This is a genomic window from Occultella aeris (assembly GCF_902703175.1).
GTDB lineage: Bacteria > Actinomycetota > Actinomycetes > Actinomycetales > Beutenbergiaceae > Occultella > Occultella aeris.
This window is the reverse complement of record NZ_CACRYJ010000030.1, coordinates 76,652-93,307: the sequence shown is the minus strand read 5'-3', so window position 1 is coordinate 93,307 and position 16,656 is coordinate 76,652. Positions and strand designations below refer to the sequence as shown.

The 16,656-nt window shown below is 69.8% G+C and carries 16 protein-coding genes and 1 rRNA gene; 2 read left to right on the top strand and 15 right to left on the bottom strand.

The window, feature by feature from the left end; translation table 11 throughout:
• The 6 genes from HALOF300_RS11175 to HALOF300_RS11150 form a co-directional block, all read right to left on the bottom strand.
• A 16S ribosomal RNA gene (locus HALOF300_RS11175) occupies positions 1-721 on the bottom strand; the annotation flags it as partial.
• Between the two features lie 643 nt (positions 722-1,364).
• Positions 1,365-2,024, bottom strand: coding sequence for a peptide deformylase (locus tag HALOF300_RS11170; protein WP_156741016.1), 660 nt, complete (start codon positions 2,022-2,024; stop codon positions 1,365-1,367).
• A 4-nt stretch (positions 2,025-2,028) separates the two neighbouring features.
• Positions 2,029-3,381 carry a phosphoglucosamine mutase gene (gene glmM, locus HALOF300_RS11165; RefSeq protein ID WP_156741015.1) on the bottom strand — a complete coding sequence of 451 codons (1,353 nt, stop codon included), beginning with the start codon at positions 3,379-3,381 and terminating at the stop codon, positions 2,029-2,031.
• A 105-nt stretch (positions 3,382-3,486) separates the two neighbouring features.
• Entirely contained in the window at positions 3,487-3,981 is a 495-nt protein-coding gene (rpsI, locus tag HALOF300_RS11160) for a 30S ribosomal protein S9 (protein ID WP_156741014.1), read from the bottom strand.
• A gap of 43 nt (positions 3,982-4,024) precedes the next feature.
• Entirely contained in the window at positions 4,025-4,468 is a 444-nt protein-coding gene (rplM, locus tag HALOF300_RS11155) for a 50S ribosomal protein L13 (protein WP_154792946.1), read from the bottom strand.
• 274 nt (positions 4,469-4,742) lie between these two features.
• Positions 4,743-6,425, bottom strand: a complete 1,683-nt coding sequence (locus tag HALOF300_RS11150; RefSeq protein WP_156741013.1) for an ABC-F family ATP-binding cassette domain-containing protein — start codon at positions 6,423-6,425, stop codon at positions 4,743-4,745.
• A 155-nt stretch (positions 6,426-6,580) separates the two neighbouring features.
• Between HALOF300_RS11150 and HALOF300_RS11145 the strand changes: the two genes are divergently transcribed.
• Positions 6,581-7,105, top strand: a complete 525-nt coding sequence (locus tag HALOF300_RS11145) for a DUF5709 domain-containing protein (RefSeq protein ID WP_231955254.1) — start codon at positions 6,581-6,583, stop codon at positions 7,103-7,105.
• Between the two features lie 28 nt (positions 7,106-7,133).
• On the opposite strand, the gene truA is transcribed toward HALOF300_RS11145, so the two are convergent.
• Positions 7,134-8,099, bottom strand: a complete 966-nt coding sequence (gene truA / locus HALOF300_RS11140) for a tRNA pseudouridine(38-40) synthase TruA (protein ID WP_156741012.1) — start codon at positions 8,097-8,099, stop codon at positions 7,134-7,136.
• 43 nt (positions 8,100-8,142) lie between these two features.
• Here truA and HALOF300_RS11135 point away from each other — a divergent pair, with 43 nt between their 5' ends.
• A complete protein-coding gene (locus tag HALOF300_RS11135) occupies positions 8,143-8,904 on the top strand; it encodes an ROK family protein (RefSeq protein WP_156741011.1) in 762 nt (253 codons plus the stop codon).
• 13 nt (positions 8,905-8,917) lie between these two features.
• On the opposite strand, the gene HALOF300_RS11130 is transcribed toward HALOF300_RS11135, so the two are convergent.
• The 8 genes from HALOF300_RS11130 to HALOF300_RS11095 form a co-directional block, all read right to left on the bottom strand.
• Positions 8,918-9,637, bottom strand: coding sequence for an alpha/beta fold hydrolase (locus HALOF300_RS11130; RefSeq protein ID WP_156741010.1), 720 nt, complete (start codon positions 9,635-9,637; stop codon positions 8,918-8,920).
• A 206-nt stretch (positions 9,638-9,843) separates the two neighbouring features.
• A complete protein-coding gene (gene rplQ, locus HALOF300_RS11125; RefSeq protein WP_156741009.1) occupies positions 9,844-10,470 on the bottom strand; it encodes a 50S ribosomal protein L17 in 627 nt (208 codons plus the stop codon).
• A 41-nt stretch (positions 10,471-10,511) separates the two neighbouring features.
• Complete coding sequence (locus HALOF300_RS11120; protein ID WP_154792940.1) at positions 10,512-11,516, bottom strand: DNA-directed RNA polymerase subunit alpha; 1,005 nt, start codon at positions 11,514-11,516, stop codon at positions 10,512-10,514.
• Positions 11,517-11,672: 156 nt separating this feature from the next.
• Complete coding sequence (gene rpsK, locus HALOF300_RS11115; RefSeq protein WP_156741008.1) at positions 11,673-12,080, bottom strand: 30S ribosomal protein S11; 408 nt, start codon at positions 12,078-12,080, stop codon at positions 11,673-11,675.
• 69 nt (positions 12,081-12,149) lie between these two features.
• Positions 12,150-12,527 carry a 30S ribosomal protein S13 gene (rpsM, locus tag HALOF300_RS11110; RefSeq protein ID WP_133110089.1) on the bottom strand — a complete coding sequence of 126 codons (378 nt, stop codon included), beginning with the start codon at positions 12,525-12,527 and terminating at the stop codon, positions 12,150-12,152.
• 169 nt (positions 12,528-12,696) lie between these two features.
• Positions 12,697-12,810, bottom strand: a complete 114-nt coding sequence (rpmJ, locus tag HALOF300_RS11105) for a 50S ribosomal protein L36 (protein WP_133110088.1) — start codon at positions 12,808-12,810, stop codon at positions 12,697-12,699.
• Between the two features lie 75 nt (positions 12,811-12,885).
• A complete protein-coding gene (infA, locus tag HALOF300_RS11100; RefSeq protein WP_133110087.1) occupies positions 12,886-13,107 on the bottom strand; it encodes a translation initiation factor IF-1 in 222 nt (73 codons plus the stop codon).
• 877 nt (positions 13,108-13,984) lie between these two features.
• Positions 13,985-16,570 (bottom strand): helix-turn-helix transcriptional regulator, encoded by a 2,586-nt coding sequence (locus tag HALOF300_RS11095; RefSeq protein WP_156741007.1) that lies wholly within the window; start codon positions 16,568-16,570, stop codon positions 13,985-13,987.
• Positions 16,571-16,656 lie beyond the last annotated feature (86 nt).

The following is a 16,656-nucleotide window of genomic DNA, read 5'->3' as shown; positions in this document are numbered from 1 at the left end:
GCCCAGAGACCTGCCTTCGCCATCGGTGTTCCTCCTGATATCTGCGCATTCCACCGCTACACCAGGAATTCCAGTCTCCCCTACCACACTCTAGTCTGCCCGTACCCACTGCAGGCGCGAGGTTGAGCCTCGCGTTTTCACAGCAGACGCGACAAACCGCCTACGAGCTCTTTACGCCCAATAATTCCGGACAACGCTTGCGCCCTACGTATTACCGCGGCTGCTGGCACGTAGTTAGCCGGCGCTTCTTCTGCAGGTACCGTCACTTTCGCTTCTTCCCTACTGAAAGAGGTTTACAACCCGAAGGCCGTCATCCCTCACGCGGCGTCGCTGCATCAGGCTTTCGCCCATTGTGCAATATTCCCCACTGCTGCCTCCCGTAGGAGTCTGGGCCGTGTCTCAGTCCCAGTGTGGCCGGTCACCCTCTCAGGCCGGCTACCCGTCGTCGCCTTGGTGGGCCATTACCCCACCAACAAGCTGATAGGCCGCGAGTCCATCCCGAACCAAAATTCTTTCCAAACACACCCATGCAGGCGCATCTCATATCCAGTATTAGCACCAGTTTCCCAGCGTTATCCCGGAGTTCGGGGCAGGTTACTCACGTGTTACTCACCCGTTCGCCACTGATCCAAGGAAGCAAGCTCCCTCTTCACCGTTCGACTTGCATGTGTTAAGCACGCCGCCAGCGTTCGTCCTGAGCCAGGATCAAACTCTCCGTAAATGCATAACAGCACCCACAACCACCCAAAGGCAGCCACAAGCACCGACACTACGAAGCAACCCCCACCACAACCAAAGCTGCAATGGAAGCCGATTCAAAACCCGGCCCGACCAGTCATCTGGCACAACTGGTCAAACCAAATAAACAAACTATTCGGCATCGATCATATGACACACTGTTGAGTTCTCAAGGAGCGGACGCGCACCAACCCAGACCCGATCGGATCCTCGCTGGGGCAACCTCTCTACCCTAGCCCAGCCTGTCCCTGTCTTCCAAATCGAGCGGCGGCCGTCCTGCACCGACACCGATCGGGTGACCGATCTGGCTGAGTTCCGGCTCCTGGCCTTCCAGGCGCTTCGCGCCGGCCGGACCGGATCCAGGGGCTGCCTGACCGGGGACTGGCCACCTTGCGGTGTCCGTTCCTCCCTGTCGGGGCAACGAGATGTAACACTACGCGGATCGCGGGTGCTGGTCAAATCAGGGCGGTGTGGTGCGAAGGTGCACCGACCAAACGGTGCGGTGTCCCGATGTATCCGCCGAAGCGTTGGGATTCCGCGGCTCCGGTCGCCCGGGGCGTCCCTCCGGAAGCGGTTCCGTGGTCCATTGGACGGGTCGGGTACCGGGTCATGTGGGGCGGAACACATCACGGTTCGTGGAGATCGAATCCCAGTGCCTCGGCGGCAGTGATCGGGTGCGCGGGCCCGGCCCAGCGGCCGGCCACGCTCTCGTGCGCCAGTGACCTCGGCTCGGCGCGGTCGAGGTACAGCTCGCCGGCCAGGTGATCGGTCTCGTGCTGGACGATCCGCGCGGTCCACCCGTGCATGACCTCGTCGATCGGCGCTCCGTCGGGAGTCTGGGCGCGCAACCGCACGGTGCGCCAACGCCGTCGGACGGCCAGCCATCCGGGGATCGAGAGGCAGCCCTCGTAGAACGCGGCGACGTCGGTGCCGACCGGTTCGTAGGTGGGGTTGGCCAGGATCATCGGCGGGCACGGCCGCCGGTCCCGCGCGTCCGCGACCGCCGGGTCGGTGGTCCCCGGGTCCTCGATGACGGCGAGCGCGATCGGCAGCCCGATCTGGGGTGCCGCGAGACCAACCCCCGGGGCCGCGTGCATCGTGCGGAACATCGCCGCGACCAGGTCGTTCAGCAGTCCTCGGTCCAGGTCATCCCGATAGGGCATGACCCGGCGCCGAAGGACGGGGTCGCCGGCTCGCAGGATCGGCAGGACGCCGTCGTCGGCGTGTTCGAGCAACTCCCCCACCAGCGCCGCCAGCGAGTGGACTGCCCCCGACGGCCCGGTCATCGGCTCAGGCGAGCGCGAGCCGGGCAAGGACCACGTCGCTGAGCGTGCGCGCCTCGCTGTCCGCCTGCTCCTGCTCGGCGGCCTCCACCATCACACGGACCAAGGGCTCCGTCCCGGAGGAGCGCAGCAGTACCCGGCCGGTAGCGCCGAGCCGCTCCTGGGCGGCGCTGACCGCAGCCGCGACACCCTCATCGGAGTTCACGCGCGCCTTGTCCACGCCGGGCACGTTGATCAGGACCTGCGGCAGTCGCTGGACCACCGAGGCGAGGTCGGCGAGGGTGCGACCGGTGGCCGCCACCCGGGCGGCGAGGTGCAACCCGGTCAGGATGCCGTCACCGGTTGTCGCGTGATCGGACATGATCACATGGCCGGACTGCTCGCCACCGAGGCTGAACCCACCTGCCCGCATGGCCTCGAGCACGTAGCGGTCACCGACGCCGGTCTGCTCGGTGCGGATGCCCGCCTTCCGCATCGCCAGGATCAGGCCGAGGTTGCTCATCACGGTGACGACGAGGGTGTTGTGGGCGAGGCGGCCCTCCTCGGCCAGTGCCAACGCGAGTATGCCCATGATCTGGTCCCCGTCGACCAGGGCCCCGGTGTGGTCCACCGCGAGGCACCGGTCGGCGTCACCGTCGTAGGCGACTCCGAGATGGGACTCCGAGGCCACCACGGCGGCCTGGAGCTGCTCGGGATGCGTCGATCCGCACTTCTCGTTGATGTTGCGCCCGTCGGGTGAGGCGTTGATGACCACGACGTCGGCTCCCGCGGCACGGAGCACGTCGGGCCCCACCTGGCTCGCGGCGCCGTTGGCGCAGTCGACCGCGATCCGCAGGCCCGCGAGGTCGTGGCCGATCGTGCTCAGCAGGTGCTGCACGTACCGGTCACCGCCCAGGCCCCGGTCGAGCGTGATGCGGCCGACATCGGCGCCGATGGGCAGTACCCAGTCGCTGCCGAGCTGAGCCTCGATGGCGTCCTCGACAGCATCGTCGAGCTTGACACCACCGCGCGCGAAGAACTTGATGCCGTTGTCCGCCATCGGGTTGTGCGATGCCGAGATCATGACGGCGAGGTCCGCGTTCTCGGCGGCGGTCAGGTAGGCGACGGCCGGTGTCGGGAGCACCCCGAGATCCTCGGTGTCCACCCCGGCGCTGGCCAGGCCGGCGATCACGGCTGCGGAGAGGAACTGGCCGGAGACACGTGGGTCACGGCCGACGATCGCGTGCGGGCGGCGGTCGGCGAACGTGCCGCGCTCTCCCAGCACGTGCGCGGCGGCGGTGCCCAGCTGCAGCGCGAGTTCGGCGGTCACCTCCCGGTTCGCAAGTCCCCGCACCCCGTCGGTGCCGAAAAGTCGTGCCATGGCTGTGCCTCTCTCTGCGACCAACGCCGCGCCCGTGGGGCGACATGACATCGGCCCCGAACGGACCACAGGGGTCGTTCGGGGCCGATGGTAGTGCTGCGCCGATCAGCGCTTGGAGTACTGGGGCGCCTTACGGGCCTTCTTGAGACCGGCCTTCTTGCGCTCGGTGACTCGGGAGTCGCGGGTGAGGAAGCCCGCCCGCTTGAGCGTGGCGCGGTTGGACTCGCCGTCGATCTCGTTCAGCGCCCGCGCGATGGCCAGACGCAGCGCGCCGGCCTGGCCGGAGACCCCGCCGCCCGTGATGCGCGCGACGACGTCGAAGCGGCCGGTGAGGTCGAGCAGCGTGAACGGTGCACCCACCAGCTGCTGGTGGAGCTTGTTCGGGAAGTACTCCTCGAGGGTGCGGCCGTTGACCTTCCAGGTCCCGGTGCCGGGCACCAGTCGCACGCGGGCGATGGCCTCCTTGCGGCGGCCGAGGGCGGCGCCGGGGGCGGTCAGCGATCGGCCGGCGCCGGTGGTCTCGGCAGCGGTGGTCTCGGTGGTGTACGACGAGGGGGCTTCGCCCTCGAGTTCGTCGATCTCGGTGATGGTCTCGGACACGATTCTCCTAAGTTCTTGTTCGCGGCAGTGAGCGCGGGTGGCGCTACTGCGCGACCTGGGTGATCTCGAAGGTCGTGGGCTGCTGCGCCGAGTGCGGGTGCTCCGCGCCGGCGTAGACCTTCAGCTTGCGCATCTGGGCGCGGCCCAGGCGGGTCTTGGGGATCATGCCCCGGACGGCCATCTCGACGGCCCGCTCGGGGTGCTTCTCAAGCAGCTCGGCGTAGTTCGTCGCCCGCAGACCACCCGGGTAACCGGAGTGGCGGTAGGCGAGCTTGTTCTCCCGCTTCGCACCGGTCAGCGCGATCTTCTCCGCGTTGATGACGATGACGAAGTCGCCGCCGTCGACGTGCGGGGCGAAGGTGGCCTTGTGCTTGCCCCGGAGCAAGGTGGCGACCTGGGTGGCCAGACGGCCGAGGACGACGTCGGCAGCGTCAATGACGTACCAATTACGCTCGGTCTCGCCTGCCTTGGGGGTGTACGTACGCACGGTCGTAGCCTTCGTTTCTCTGCTGGTCTGCTTGCGGCACGCTGCCTGCCCCCTCGGCCCCTCGCGGGGCGCGGACACACAGTGGACCGGATGGTCACTTCGGTGGTTGGTGAGCGTCATCATCACGCGCGATGCGGTGAGTGGGAGGCACCGACCAGCGAACGCGGACGCACAACGACTCCACAGAGTACTCCGAGCCTGGCGTCACGGTCAAAGCGAGATGGGTCACGGCCGGAGCGACGTTCGTCACGCCGCTGCCGCGGACGGGACTACCTCAGCGGCGCCGGAGCGCTCCGTCATCGGACCATACCGGTTCATCGGTCTCCAGCACCCGCCCGTCGGCCCGCACCTGCAGGAACCTGTCGAAGGTCCGGGTGAACCATCGGTCGTGGGTCACCGCGATGACCGTCCCCTCGAACGCGGTCAAGCCCGCCTCCAGCGCCTGCGCGGAATGCAGGTCCAGGTTGTCGGTCGGTTCGTCGAGCAGCAGCAGGGTCGCGCCGGCGAGCTCGAGCAGGAGGATCTGCAGCCTGGCGACCTGCCCGCCGGACAGCGTCTCCACCCTCTGCTCGGCGGCGGCGGCCAGCTCGTACCGGTCCAGGACCCGGCCGGCCTGCTCCCGCGGGATGCCGTGCCTGCGTCCCTCTCCACGCCCGAGGATCTCCACGAGGGTGCGGCCGACGAGCGCCGGCGGGAGCGCCTGTTGCGTGAACCAGCCCGGCAGCACCCGGGAGCCGAGGACTGCGCGCCCGGTGTGCGCGACCGGGGCGGGCAGCACGTCGGTGACCGGTCTGTGCTCCACATCCGGGTCGGTGCCGCCGCCGGCCAGCAGCCGTAACAAGTGGGACTTGCCGGTGCCGTTCGCGCCGAGCACTGCGACACGCTCACCGAACCAGATCTCGAGGTCGAAGGGCTCCGTGAGCCCGTCCAAGGCGAGCCCGGTGCACACCACCGCCCGCTTTGCCGTACGGCCGCCGGTGAGCCGCATCGTCACGTGCTGGTCCCGGGTGACCTCCTGCGGTGGGCCCGCCTGCTCGAACTTCTCGAGTCTCGTCCGGGCGGCCTGGTAGCGCGAGGCCATGTCGGCGTTGTAGGACGCCTTCTGCTTGTACATGAGCATCTGGGCGCGCAACTTCTGATGCTCCTCGTCCCATCGACGGCGCAGGTCCTCCAACCGTGCCATCCGGTCGTTGCGCGCCTGGGTGTAGTTCGCGAAGCCGCCACCGTGGATCCATGCCGTGGAACCGGTGCCGGCCGGCTCAAGCGTCACGATCTGCGTGGCGGTCGCGGCCAGGAGTTCCCGGTCGTGGCTGATGAAGAGGACGGACTTGCCGCTGACCCGCAACCCCTCCTCGAGCCACCGTTTGGCGGGCACGTCGAGGGAGTTGTCCGGCTCGTCGAGGACCAGGATGTCGGCCGGCCCGCGGAGCAGCGCGGTCAGTACGACACGCTTCGCCTCACCGCCGGAGAGGCTGTCCGCGCGCCGCCACTGCGCACGGTCGTAGGGCTGGGCGAGCACGGACATGCAGATCTCGTCCCACTCCGCCTCAAGCTGGTAACCACCAACATCGGCCCAGTCGGCGAGCGCCTGCGCGTAGGCGAGCTGCGTGGGCTCGTCGTCGGCGAGCATCATCGCCTCCTCGGCGGCCTCGATGCGCCGTGCGACGGCAGCAGGAGCCGGCGGGGCGTGCTCGACGAGCAGGTCGCGCACGGTGCGCTCGTCCGAGGCGCGACCGACCCACTGGTCCATGACCGCGAGTGATCCGGAGTGGGTCACGGTGCCTGCGTGCGGTGCCGATCGTCCGGTCGCGATCCGCAGGAGGGTCGACTTGCCGGCCCCGTTCGGCCCGATGAGCGCCATCCGGGCGCCCTCGCCGACGCGCAGCGAGACGTCATCGAGCAGGACCCGGCCGTCCGGGAGACTGAAGCCGATCCCGGCCAGTTCGAGGTGTGCCACGGACCCAGCATGCTGCCCTGGCCTCGGGTCAGCCAACCTGATTCGGCCTCCGACGAGGCGGGCGAGCCGGATCCGGCGGGGGACAACGTGGGGAGCGGGCGTCGGTCCGCACGGGATCTGGTGCGCGCTCGGGCCGGAAGTGCCAGTCTGAGGGTATGAGCGGAACCGAGGAGACCCCAGGCACCAGCACAGATCCCGAGCTGCCCGGCGAGGGTGACAACGATCAGTTGGCGCGTGAGGACACGCTCGAGTCGCGAGCGGTGGACGACCTGCTCGACGAGGGCTACTCACCGCCGGAGCGCGATCGGAACAATCACTGGGGCGAGACGGCCTACGAGGAGTCCCGCGGAGAGAGCCACGACCAGCAGCTCGCCCAGGAGCGACCGGAGGCGTGGCAGGAGCGCGGCGCGACCGAGTACCGGCAGGCCGACCGGGCGGGCCGGCTCGAGGACGTCCGGGACGGTGCCCGCGAGCAGGACGGCTGGGGCCGGGACGCGGGCGTCGCCGGCGGCGCCGCCTCGGCCGAGGAGGCTGCGATGCACATCGTGGTCGGCGAGGACGAGGATGGCGACGGCGAGGACGATCCCGAGGGCGTGGTCGCCTACGTGCGCGGCGACGAGGATGGTCTGCCGGACCAGGACCGCCCGGACCGCGACGACGAGGACGACGACGGGGCCTGACCCGGCGCCGTCGCCCTGACCGTGACGGTCAGACCGGCCCGGAGGGCCGCTTCGGCAGGGTGCGGACTGCCCGGGCGACGCGCGCACGCTCGGCGAGTTCGCCGTCGGGCGGGTAGGCGACCTCCTCAAGGGTGAGCCCGCGCGCCGGGGCGACCGTGACCCGCGGATCGCGGCGGGCCGCGGCGAGGATCAGCGCGGGCCAGTCCGGCTCGGCGCGCCCCTCCCCCACGACCAGGCACCCGCCCACCAGCGCCCGCACCATCGAGTGGCAGAACGCATCGGCGCGCACACGGGCCTCGATGAGCCCGGACTCGCGGTCCCGGTGCCACCGGAACTCCTGCAGCGTCCGGATGGTCGTGGCCCCCCTGCGGGGCTTGCAGTAGGCCGCGAAGTCGTGTTCGCCGACCAGGGCGCGCGCCGCCGCATCCATCGCATCGACGTCGAGTTCGCGCTTGTACCAGGTCACGCCGGTGCGGGACAGCGGATCCCGGTCGCCGATCCGGTCGGCCAGGCGGTAGCAGTAGCGACGCCAGATCGCCGAGAATCTGGCGTCGAAGCCGTCCGGGGCAGGCGTGACGGACCGCACCACGATGTCCGGCGCGAGCACGGCCATCAGCCTGCGCGCGAGCGCCACGCCGGAGGTGCGGTCGCTGCGTCCGGGGGTCGCCTCCCAGGCGCCCCGGGGCAGATCGACGTGTGCCACCTGACCGCGGGCGTGCACGCCGGCGTCGGTCCGGCCGGCGACCGTCAGCCGAGGGGGCTCCGGCAGCCGTAGCACCCGGGCGAGAGCGGCTTCGATGTCACCCTGGACGGTCCGCTGGCCGGGCTGGATGGCCCAGCCGGCGAGGTCGGTCCCGTCGTAGGCGACGTCGAGCCGCACGCGTACGACGGCGTCGCTCGCCGGTGCGGGTCGCTCGCCGCCGGCGGGGCTCGGCTCGGGCGCCGGCGCGGTGTCGCGGTCCGGCGGGTTCTGGGCGTCGCTGTCTGGGGACACGCCCCAAGTCCATCACGACCGGGGCGCAGGTAGAGTCACGCTCGTGCAGGACACACCAGCGACGCTGGCGGTCGATTGTGGCGGAGGCGGCATCAAGGCGTCGGTGCTCGACGCCGCCGGGACCATGCACGCCCAACCGGTCCGGGCGGCCACGCCCTACCCGTTGCCGCCGGAGCGTCTCCTCTCGCTGATCGCGGACCTCGCGGGCCGGCTCCCCCCGGCCGGCCGGGTGACGGTCGGCATGCCCGGGATGATCCGGCACGGCGTGGTGGTCCACACGCCGCACTACGTCACCAAGGCCGGTCCGCGGACCCGAGTCCTGCCCGAGCTCGTCACCGCCTGGTCGGGGTTCGACATGAGGGCCGCGATCAGCGGTGAGTTCGACCTGCCGGCCCTCGTCCTCAACGACGCGGAGGTCCACGGCGCCGGGGTGATCGCCGGTGCCGGCCTGGAGCTGATGCTCACGTTCGGTACCGGCCTCGGCAACGCCGTGTTCGACGGCGGCATGCTCGCCCCGCACCAGGAGCTTTCGCAGGGGCCGGTCCGATGGGGCCTCACCTACGACGAGTACGTCGGTGAGCACGAGCGACTCAGGCTCGGCGACTCGCAGTGGTCTCGGCGGATCCGTCGGGTCGTGGACGCGCTGCGTCCCGTCTACCTCTGGGACCGGCTCTACATCGGCGGCGGGAACTCACGTCGGCTGACCGCGACAGTGCTCGAGAAGCTGGGCGACGACGTCGTGATCGTGCCCAACAGCGCCGGCATCATCGGTGGGGTGCGGGCCTGGTCGCTCCGGACCGAGTGAGCAGACCTTCGCCTCACACGGTGACGAGCCGGGTCCGTTCCACCAGCAGCCCGGTCAGCCGCGCGAACGCTTCTGGCCGGTCGAGGCTGACCAGGTGCCCGGCGCCGGGGACGACGCACAGTTGCGCGTACTGCGCGGCGGCCAGGAATCGGCGCTCCTGGGTGCGGAAGTGGTCCCAGGCACCGTTGACGAACCAGATCGGTGCCTCGATGGTGGCCAGGTCGGCGAGCGTGTCCACCTCGTTCATCGCGGTCAGGGCCTGGCCCATCACGCCCCACGGCACACCACCGGCGTTGACGTCCCGGGCCGCGTCCGGGGAGAGGGTCAGCCTGGCCATGGTGTTCCCGAGGAACCGGCCCTGGTCGGGTAGCGCCTCGATCGCGCCCGCGACCGCCCGGTAGCCCGCCAGCGCGGCGCCGCTCGGCTGGGTGCAGCACGACGCCGCGAGGATGGCCGCCGGCGGCTGCTCCGCTCGAGCCGCCCAGTGCAACGCGATGTAACCGCCCATCGACAGGCCGACCACCACATGCGGTCCCGGCAGTTCCGCGACCGCCTCGTCGATCGCGGCCCGGGCGCCGGCGAGCGTGAACGGTTCGTCCATCCGCGTCCCGTGTGCGGGCAGGTCGACCGCGACGACCCGGCGCCCGGCGGCCTCGTGCAACTCGATCTGGCCGCGCCACATGGTGGCCGAGGTCCGGATGCCGTGCACGAGGATGATCGAGGGGGTACTCATCGATCCAGGGTACGCGGCGCTGGGGATGCGCGGCTCGCCGAGGTGGGGGGCAAGGACTGATCGGACCTCGCGGCGGCGCCAGGCACCGCTGGGCGAAAGGCGAGGGGCCCGCCACCAGGAGATCATCCTGGCCGGCGGGCCCCTCGGTGAGACGGACGCGGCAGGTCGTGCCGCGACAGGTGTCTCAGTCCTCCGAAGAGGAGGTTCTACTTCTCGGCCGGAGCCTCGTCGTCAGCAGCGTCGGCCTCGTCGGCGTCCGCAGCCTCCTCGTCGGCGTCGGCCGCGACGGCCTCGGCCTCGTCGGTCGCGGCCTCGTCGGTCGCGGCGTCCTCGGCGACGGCGTCGCTGTCGACGTCCTCGACGTCGTCAGACTCGTCCGTGGTCGCCTCGACGGCCGCTGCCTCGGCGGCCTTCTCCTTGACGTCCCGCTTCGTGGCTGCCTCTGCCTCGCGGACCGTGGCCTGCTTCGGGCTGACCGGCTCCGTCACGAGCTCGATGACCGCCATGGGGGCGTTGTCGCCCTTTCGGGGGGCAATCTTCGTGATCCGGGTGTAGCCACCCTCGCGCTCGGCCATCGCCGGGGCGATGTCGGCGAACAGCGTGTGCACCACGTCCTTGCGGGAGAGCACGGCCAGGACCTGACGGCGGGCGTGCAGGTCGCCGCGCTTGGCCTTGGTGATCAGGCGCTCGGCGAGCGGGCGAAGACGCTTCGCCTTGGCCTCGGTGGTCGTGATGCTCTGGTGCTCGAACAGCGACTGGGCCAGGTTGGCCAGGATCAGCCGCTCGTGCGCCGGTCCGCCACCGAGACGAGGACCCTTAGTGGGCTTGGGCATGATGTTTCCTCAGTTCCTAACGAGATGGAAAGACCGGCAGGTCAGTTGTAGGCGTCGAAATCGTCGCCGTCGTCGTAGGCGTTCGCGACGAGCGTCGGGTCGAAGTCCGCGGGGCTGTCCTTGAGCGAGAGGCCCAGGCCGACCAGCTTCTCCTTGACCTCGGTGATCGACTTCGCACCGAAGTTGCGGATGTCCAGCAGGTCCGCCTCGCTGCGCGCCACGAGTTCACCCACCGTGTGGATGCCCTCGCGCTTGAGGCAGTTGTAGGACCGGATGGTCAGATCCAGCTGCTCGATCGGACGGGCCAGGTCCTCCGCGACGGCGGCGTCCGTCGGGGACGGGCCGATCTCGATGCCCTCGGCCTCGGTGTTCAGCTCGCGGGCGAGGCCGAACAGCTCGACGAGGGTCTTGCCCGAGGAGGCGAGCGCGTCGCGCGGTGCCATCGAGCGCTTCGTCTCGACGTCGACGATCAGCTTGTCGAAGTCCGTGCGCTGTTCCACACGGGTGGCCTCGACCTTGTAGGTGACCTTGAGCACCGGGGAGTAGATCGAGTCGACCGGGATGCGCCCGATCTCGGCGTCGAAGTTCTTGTTCTGCGCGGCCGAGACGTATCCGCGGCCACGCTCGACGGTGAGCTCGATCTCGAGCTTGCCCTTGGCGTTGATGGTCGCGATGTGCAGGTCCGGGTTGTGGATCTCGACGCCGGCCGGCGGGGTGATGTCTGCCGCGGTGACGGTGCCAGGACCCTGCTTGCGCAGGTACATCACGACGGGCTCGTCGTTCTCCGAGGAGACCACGATGTTCTTGATGTTCAGGATGATCTCGGTGACGTCCTCCTTGACACCGGTGATCGTCGAGAACTCGTGGAGCACGCTGTCGATCCGGATGCTCGTGACCGCAGCCCCCGGGATGGAGGAGAGCAGGGTCCGACGCAGGGAGTTACCGAGGGTGTACCCGAAGCCCGGCTCGAGAGGCTCGATGACGAACCGCGAGCGGTAGTCGTCGACAACTTCCTCGGTCAGGGTGGGGCGCTGTGCGATGAGCACGGAGATGTCCTTTCGGCAGGCGTCCGCCATATGACGCCATGCAAAGCCCCCCGCCCATCGGTCCGGTCGAGGGGGTCGTACGGTACTGCGGTGGTGCGCGGTCCGGGATCGGGCCCGGCGGTGGTCACCGCCGCGGCCCGGTCCCGAGGTCCGAGGTCAGACGCGGCGGCGCTTGGGCGGCCGGCACCCGTTGTGCGCCTGCGGCGTCACGTCCTGGATGGAGCCGACCTCGAGGCCGGTGGCCTGCAGGGAGCGGATCGCGGTCTCGCGGCCCGAACCCGGACCCTTGACGAACACGTCGACCTTCTTCATCCCGTGCTCCTGCGCCTTGCGGGCAGCGGCCTCGGCGGCGAGCTGAGCGGCGAACGGGGTGGACTTGCGCGACCCCTTGAAGCCGACCTGGCCGGAGGAGGCCCAGGAGATGACCGCGCCCGAGGGGTCGGTGATCGAGACGATCGTGTTGTTGAACGTGGACTTGATGTAGGCATTGCCCGCGGAGACGTTCTTCTTCTCCTTGCGGCGCGGCTTGCGCACGCCGGCTGCCTGGCGAGTCTTGGGAGGCATTCTGGGTTTCCTTCTTCTTCGGTGAGGTCGTCGATCCGGACCGGCGGTGTGCCGGTCGACGGACTACTGCTAGCGGGCAGCCTTCTTCTTACCGGCCACGGTGCGCTTCGGACCCTTACGGGTACGGGCGTTCGTCTTGGTGCGCTGCCCGTGCACGGGCAGGCCGCGGCGGTGCCGCAGACCCTGGTAGCAACCGATCTCGACCTTGCGGCGGATGTCCGCGGCGATCTCGCGGCGGAGGTCACCCTCGAGCTTGTAGTTGCCCTCGAGGAAGTCACGCAGCGCGACGATCTCGTTGTCGGTGAGGTCCTTGACCCGCAGGTCGGGGCTCAGGCCGGTGGAGGTCAGGGTCTCGGCTGCCCGGGTACGCCCGACGCCGAAGATGTAGGTGAGCGCAACCTCTAGCCGCTTTTCGCGGGGGAGGTCGACGCCGACGATTCGTGCCAACTTCTTCTCACTCCTGTGAGTATCGGAGGTCTGCCGCACCATCGTCCCGGTGTTCCGGGCCCCGGCCTCCGACCGGGGGTTGCGCCGCGTACGCCCTCATGGACGATGGCGGAGCTGATGATGCGCTGGTGGCGTCACCCTGGTCGGGTGCGCCGGACGCGTCAGGGGTTCAGCCCTGGCGCTGCTTGTGCCGCGGGTTGTCGCAGATGACGCGCACGCTTCCGTTACGGCGGATCACCTTGCACTTGTCGCAGATCTTCTTGACGCTCGGCTTGACCTTCATGGCTCTTCCTTTGCCGCCGCGCGCGGGAACAACGCCCCGTGGGGTTTGCTCGCGACGGCTTGATCGAGAGGGGGGTTACTTGTAGCGGTAGACGATGCGCCCGCGGGACAGGTCATACGGGCTGAGTTCGACCACGACCCGGTCCTCGGGGAGGATCCGGATGTAGTGCTGCCTCATCTTGCCCGAGATGTGAGCGAGAACCTTGTGACCGTTGGTGAGCTCCACGCGAAACATCGCGTTCGGCAGCGCCTCGACCACGTTGCCCTCGATCTCGATGACACCGTCCTTCTTTGCCATGTCCTCCGCTAACTGCTGTGCTGTGCATGCCGACGTGCGTGCCGACCTGCTGGTCCGAACGAGCGTGACACCCTGCCCGCGGGGGTACCGCGAACATGCCACGCCCAACGGTCCATCGTACGGCATCGCTGCCGTTTCCGGTAACCGCGCGGACCCGCCCGGGCTGCGGTCTGGCTCACACCCGGCGCCAGGTCGGTACCGTCGTCGACGACCGTTCGGAGCCTGACACGAAGCAGGAGCCCCGGCCGTGGGGGAAACGACCGGGGCCCCTACTCGTTACCGCCGGTCCGCGCTTGGAGTCGCGTCGGGCGGGTCCGGACCGGTCTACCGGGCCGAACACCACCTATCCGACCAGATCTCGGAGCCGCTACCAATGGCCGCGGGTGATGAAGGGCAGGTGATCCGGTCAGGGTGAACCGGGACCCGCAGAGGGTGAGGGAGGACGACCGTCGCCCGGACCGGGACAGCACAGGGGCCCCGGCCGTGGGGGAGACGGTCGAGGCCCCTGTGGGTTGCGGCGCCGTTCCGGGGGAGCGGAACAGCGGCCGCGTCTGAGGCGGTGGCCGAGCCGGCCACTCGCGATCCGCACGACCGCGTCGCCGTCACCAGGGACGCGGAGGTTGGATCCAGACCAGATGACCAGATCCGACGAGGCTGCGCGTACACCTGGCGTGGTGATCGCCTGGTGATTCGGTGGCCGCGCGATGCCGTGGCTGCGGGTGTGACCAAGGGTGAAGGGTGAGGGTGGCGCCGCGGACATCGTCCGCAGAGGTCCGGGTGGGCGCGCAACGAACCGGTGCCGCGTAGCCGGCCCTTGCGGGTCAGGGCACCCGGCGGCTGTCGCCCGGAGGGGGTCAGGCCGACGCCGGGTGACGGCTCACCCTGCGTCAGTCGACCGGTCCAGGTCCACCAGTGGCGGCAGGAGACCGAGTTCGCGGGCGCGATCGATGGCGTCCTCGCGAGTGTGCACGCCGAGCTTGCGGTAGATGTTGCGCATCTGGGTCTTGATCGTGTTCTCGGAGACGTACAGCCGCCGGGCCGCGTGGGAGAGGGACAGCCCTGGCGCGATCTCGGTGAGCACCCGCAGTTCTCGCTCGCTGAGCCGGATCGCCTCGTGCGGGGCGGGGAAGAGCTCCGGGGCGTCGACGAGTTCCGGGCGGTAGAGGAACTCCGCGGCCTGGGGCATCGACGCACCGATCTCCTCCAGGTCTGCGCGCGGCACCATGAGGAACGGTCGCAACTGCCCGCTCTGCTCGGCCACGGCGATCGCCAGGTGCAGGGCGTCCGCGGCCTGATCGGCCAGACCGGCCCGGTGCGATGCGCTCGCGCGCAGCAGTGCCAGGTGCAGGGAGGTCCGGGGCCGGACGCCGGCCTGGGCGACCGCGTTGTCGGTGAACGCGATCGCCTCCTCGAACTCGCCTGCGTAGAGCGAGTGCCGGGCGTGGGCCAGACGCTGCCAGGCGCTGTTGGGATCGGCCTCGGTGAGCATCGCCCGGGCACGGTCCGCCTGACCGGTCTGGACCAGCAGGTCCACCAGTGAGGTCACGACCACGTTGTCCGCGAGACCGGGTCCCTTGCCCTGCTCGCGCAACTGCTGCCGATAGCTCTCCAACATGCCGATGGAGTCGAACCGGCTCCCGGAGTGCATGGACCGGCTCGCATGCAACTGAAGCGCGATCGCCCGCAGATCCGCGAGGGCCACCGGAAGCCTCGGCTCGCGCCACTGGGGGCCGACCTCGAGACGAAGCGAGTCCAGATCGATGATCTCGTGCACGAACCGCACGCTCAGGTGCTCGAGCGTGCTCGGCTCCGCCTCGTCGGACAGCGGGAGGCCGGCCACGCGCGTCAACCACCGCTGCGCCCCGAGGGTGTGCCCGAGGATGGCCAGCGAGAGCGCCAACCCTGCGCCCGCCTCCCGCTTGGCCGGGGTCAGCCCGCGCTCCCCGGCCCAGCGGTAGGCCTCCCGGAACGCGTACGCGGCGCCAACCGTGTCCGCGCCGAAGAGTCTCGTGATACTCCACTGCAGGAGCAGTTCGGGCATCTCGGACAGGACGTCCTCGGTCCAGGCCCCGTCCGCGGTGAGCAGGTCGACGCGTTGCCGCTCGACGATCTCGCGGGCGACCTCGTACTGGCCCGTGGACCGGAGTGAGAGGACCTGTCCGAGCGAGAGCCGCAGCTCCCCGGTGCGTCCCAGGTCGGAATCGACATCGAGCAGGCCCGCCCGAAGGGCGGACACCGAGCGCTCGGAGGTGTCCACGTTGAGGATGTAGTCGCGGGCGACCAGCAGGCGTGCACTCCCCCGGACCAGTGCAGCCGGAAGCCGCCCGAGCGCGTCGCGGACCTGGTCGGGGTGGCCCGAGACGAGTTCGACCCAGTACGCCTCGATGATGGACGCGGTCGAGGGCCAGTCCTCCGCCCGGACCGCATGTTCCAGGGCGGCGTCGGCCACGCCGCGTTCGCGGTACCACGCGGCCATCTCCCGGTTGGCCCGCTGATAGCCCTCGGGATCGCTCTCGGCGTACACACGCAGGATGGCAAGACGCACGACGCTCGAGTAGTGGTAGGACGGCGGTCCGGTCGCCGCCGATCTCGTGAGCAGACCGGATCCGGTCAGGTAGCCGAAGGCACGGTCCGCCACCGCCCGGCCGAGGACGTGTGCGGCGACGTCCTCGGTGAACTCACGCGGGACCGCGATCGCCATCACGAACGGGGCGGTCGCCGCCACGTCGGGATCGGACAGCACCAGCCGGGTGTATTTCTCGACGGCGGACCAGTCGACCCGCAGCTCGCCGTCCGCGCCGCGGGTCGACTCGAGCAGGACGGCCCGCACGAGAGCCGGCCAGCCGCCGAGCTCGGTCCGCAGCCGCTGTGCCTCCGCGATACTGACAGGCAGGTCGGCCGCCTCGGCCAGGTCGGCCACCTCCGCCGTCCCGAGCGTCAGCTGCGCGACGCGGAACACGACGCCGTCCGCGGTGATCTTCGCGAGGGTCTCGATCGGTCGCTCGTCACGCATCATCACGAACAGGTGGAACGACTCGTTCTCGTTGACCAGCGCCAGGAGTTCCTCGTCGACCCCGGGTTCGGTGACGTGGTGCAGACCGTCGATCGCGAGGACCAGGTGGCGGGCTCGCTCGTAGATCCTGCGGTGGACGTCGTCCCAGGTGTCGGAACCGGCCAGGTCTCCGAGACCGGCGTCCCTGATGCGTCGGTGGACGATTCGCCAGAACTCTTCGCGCCCGACCTCCCGGCTCGGCACGTTGATCCAGATCCGGTCGTACCCGGAGCCGTGCTGGCGCAGCCAGTACGAGGCCGTGCTGGTCTTGCCCCACCCGCGTGGGCTGCGGAACACCACGAGTGAGGGCACCGAGCCCAGCGCACGACGCACCTCGGGCGCCGGCACGAACCCGATCGGGACGCGCGGCATGCCGAAGCCGTCGCCTGCACCGGGGCTCACCACGCCCATGGTCCGCTCCTCCCCGGTCACGATGACATCGGCACACCGAGCGCCGCGACCTCGAACTCGTCCCCCATCATGCTCGTCTCCGCGCC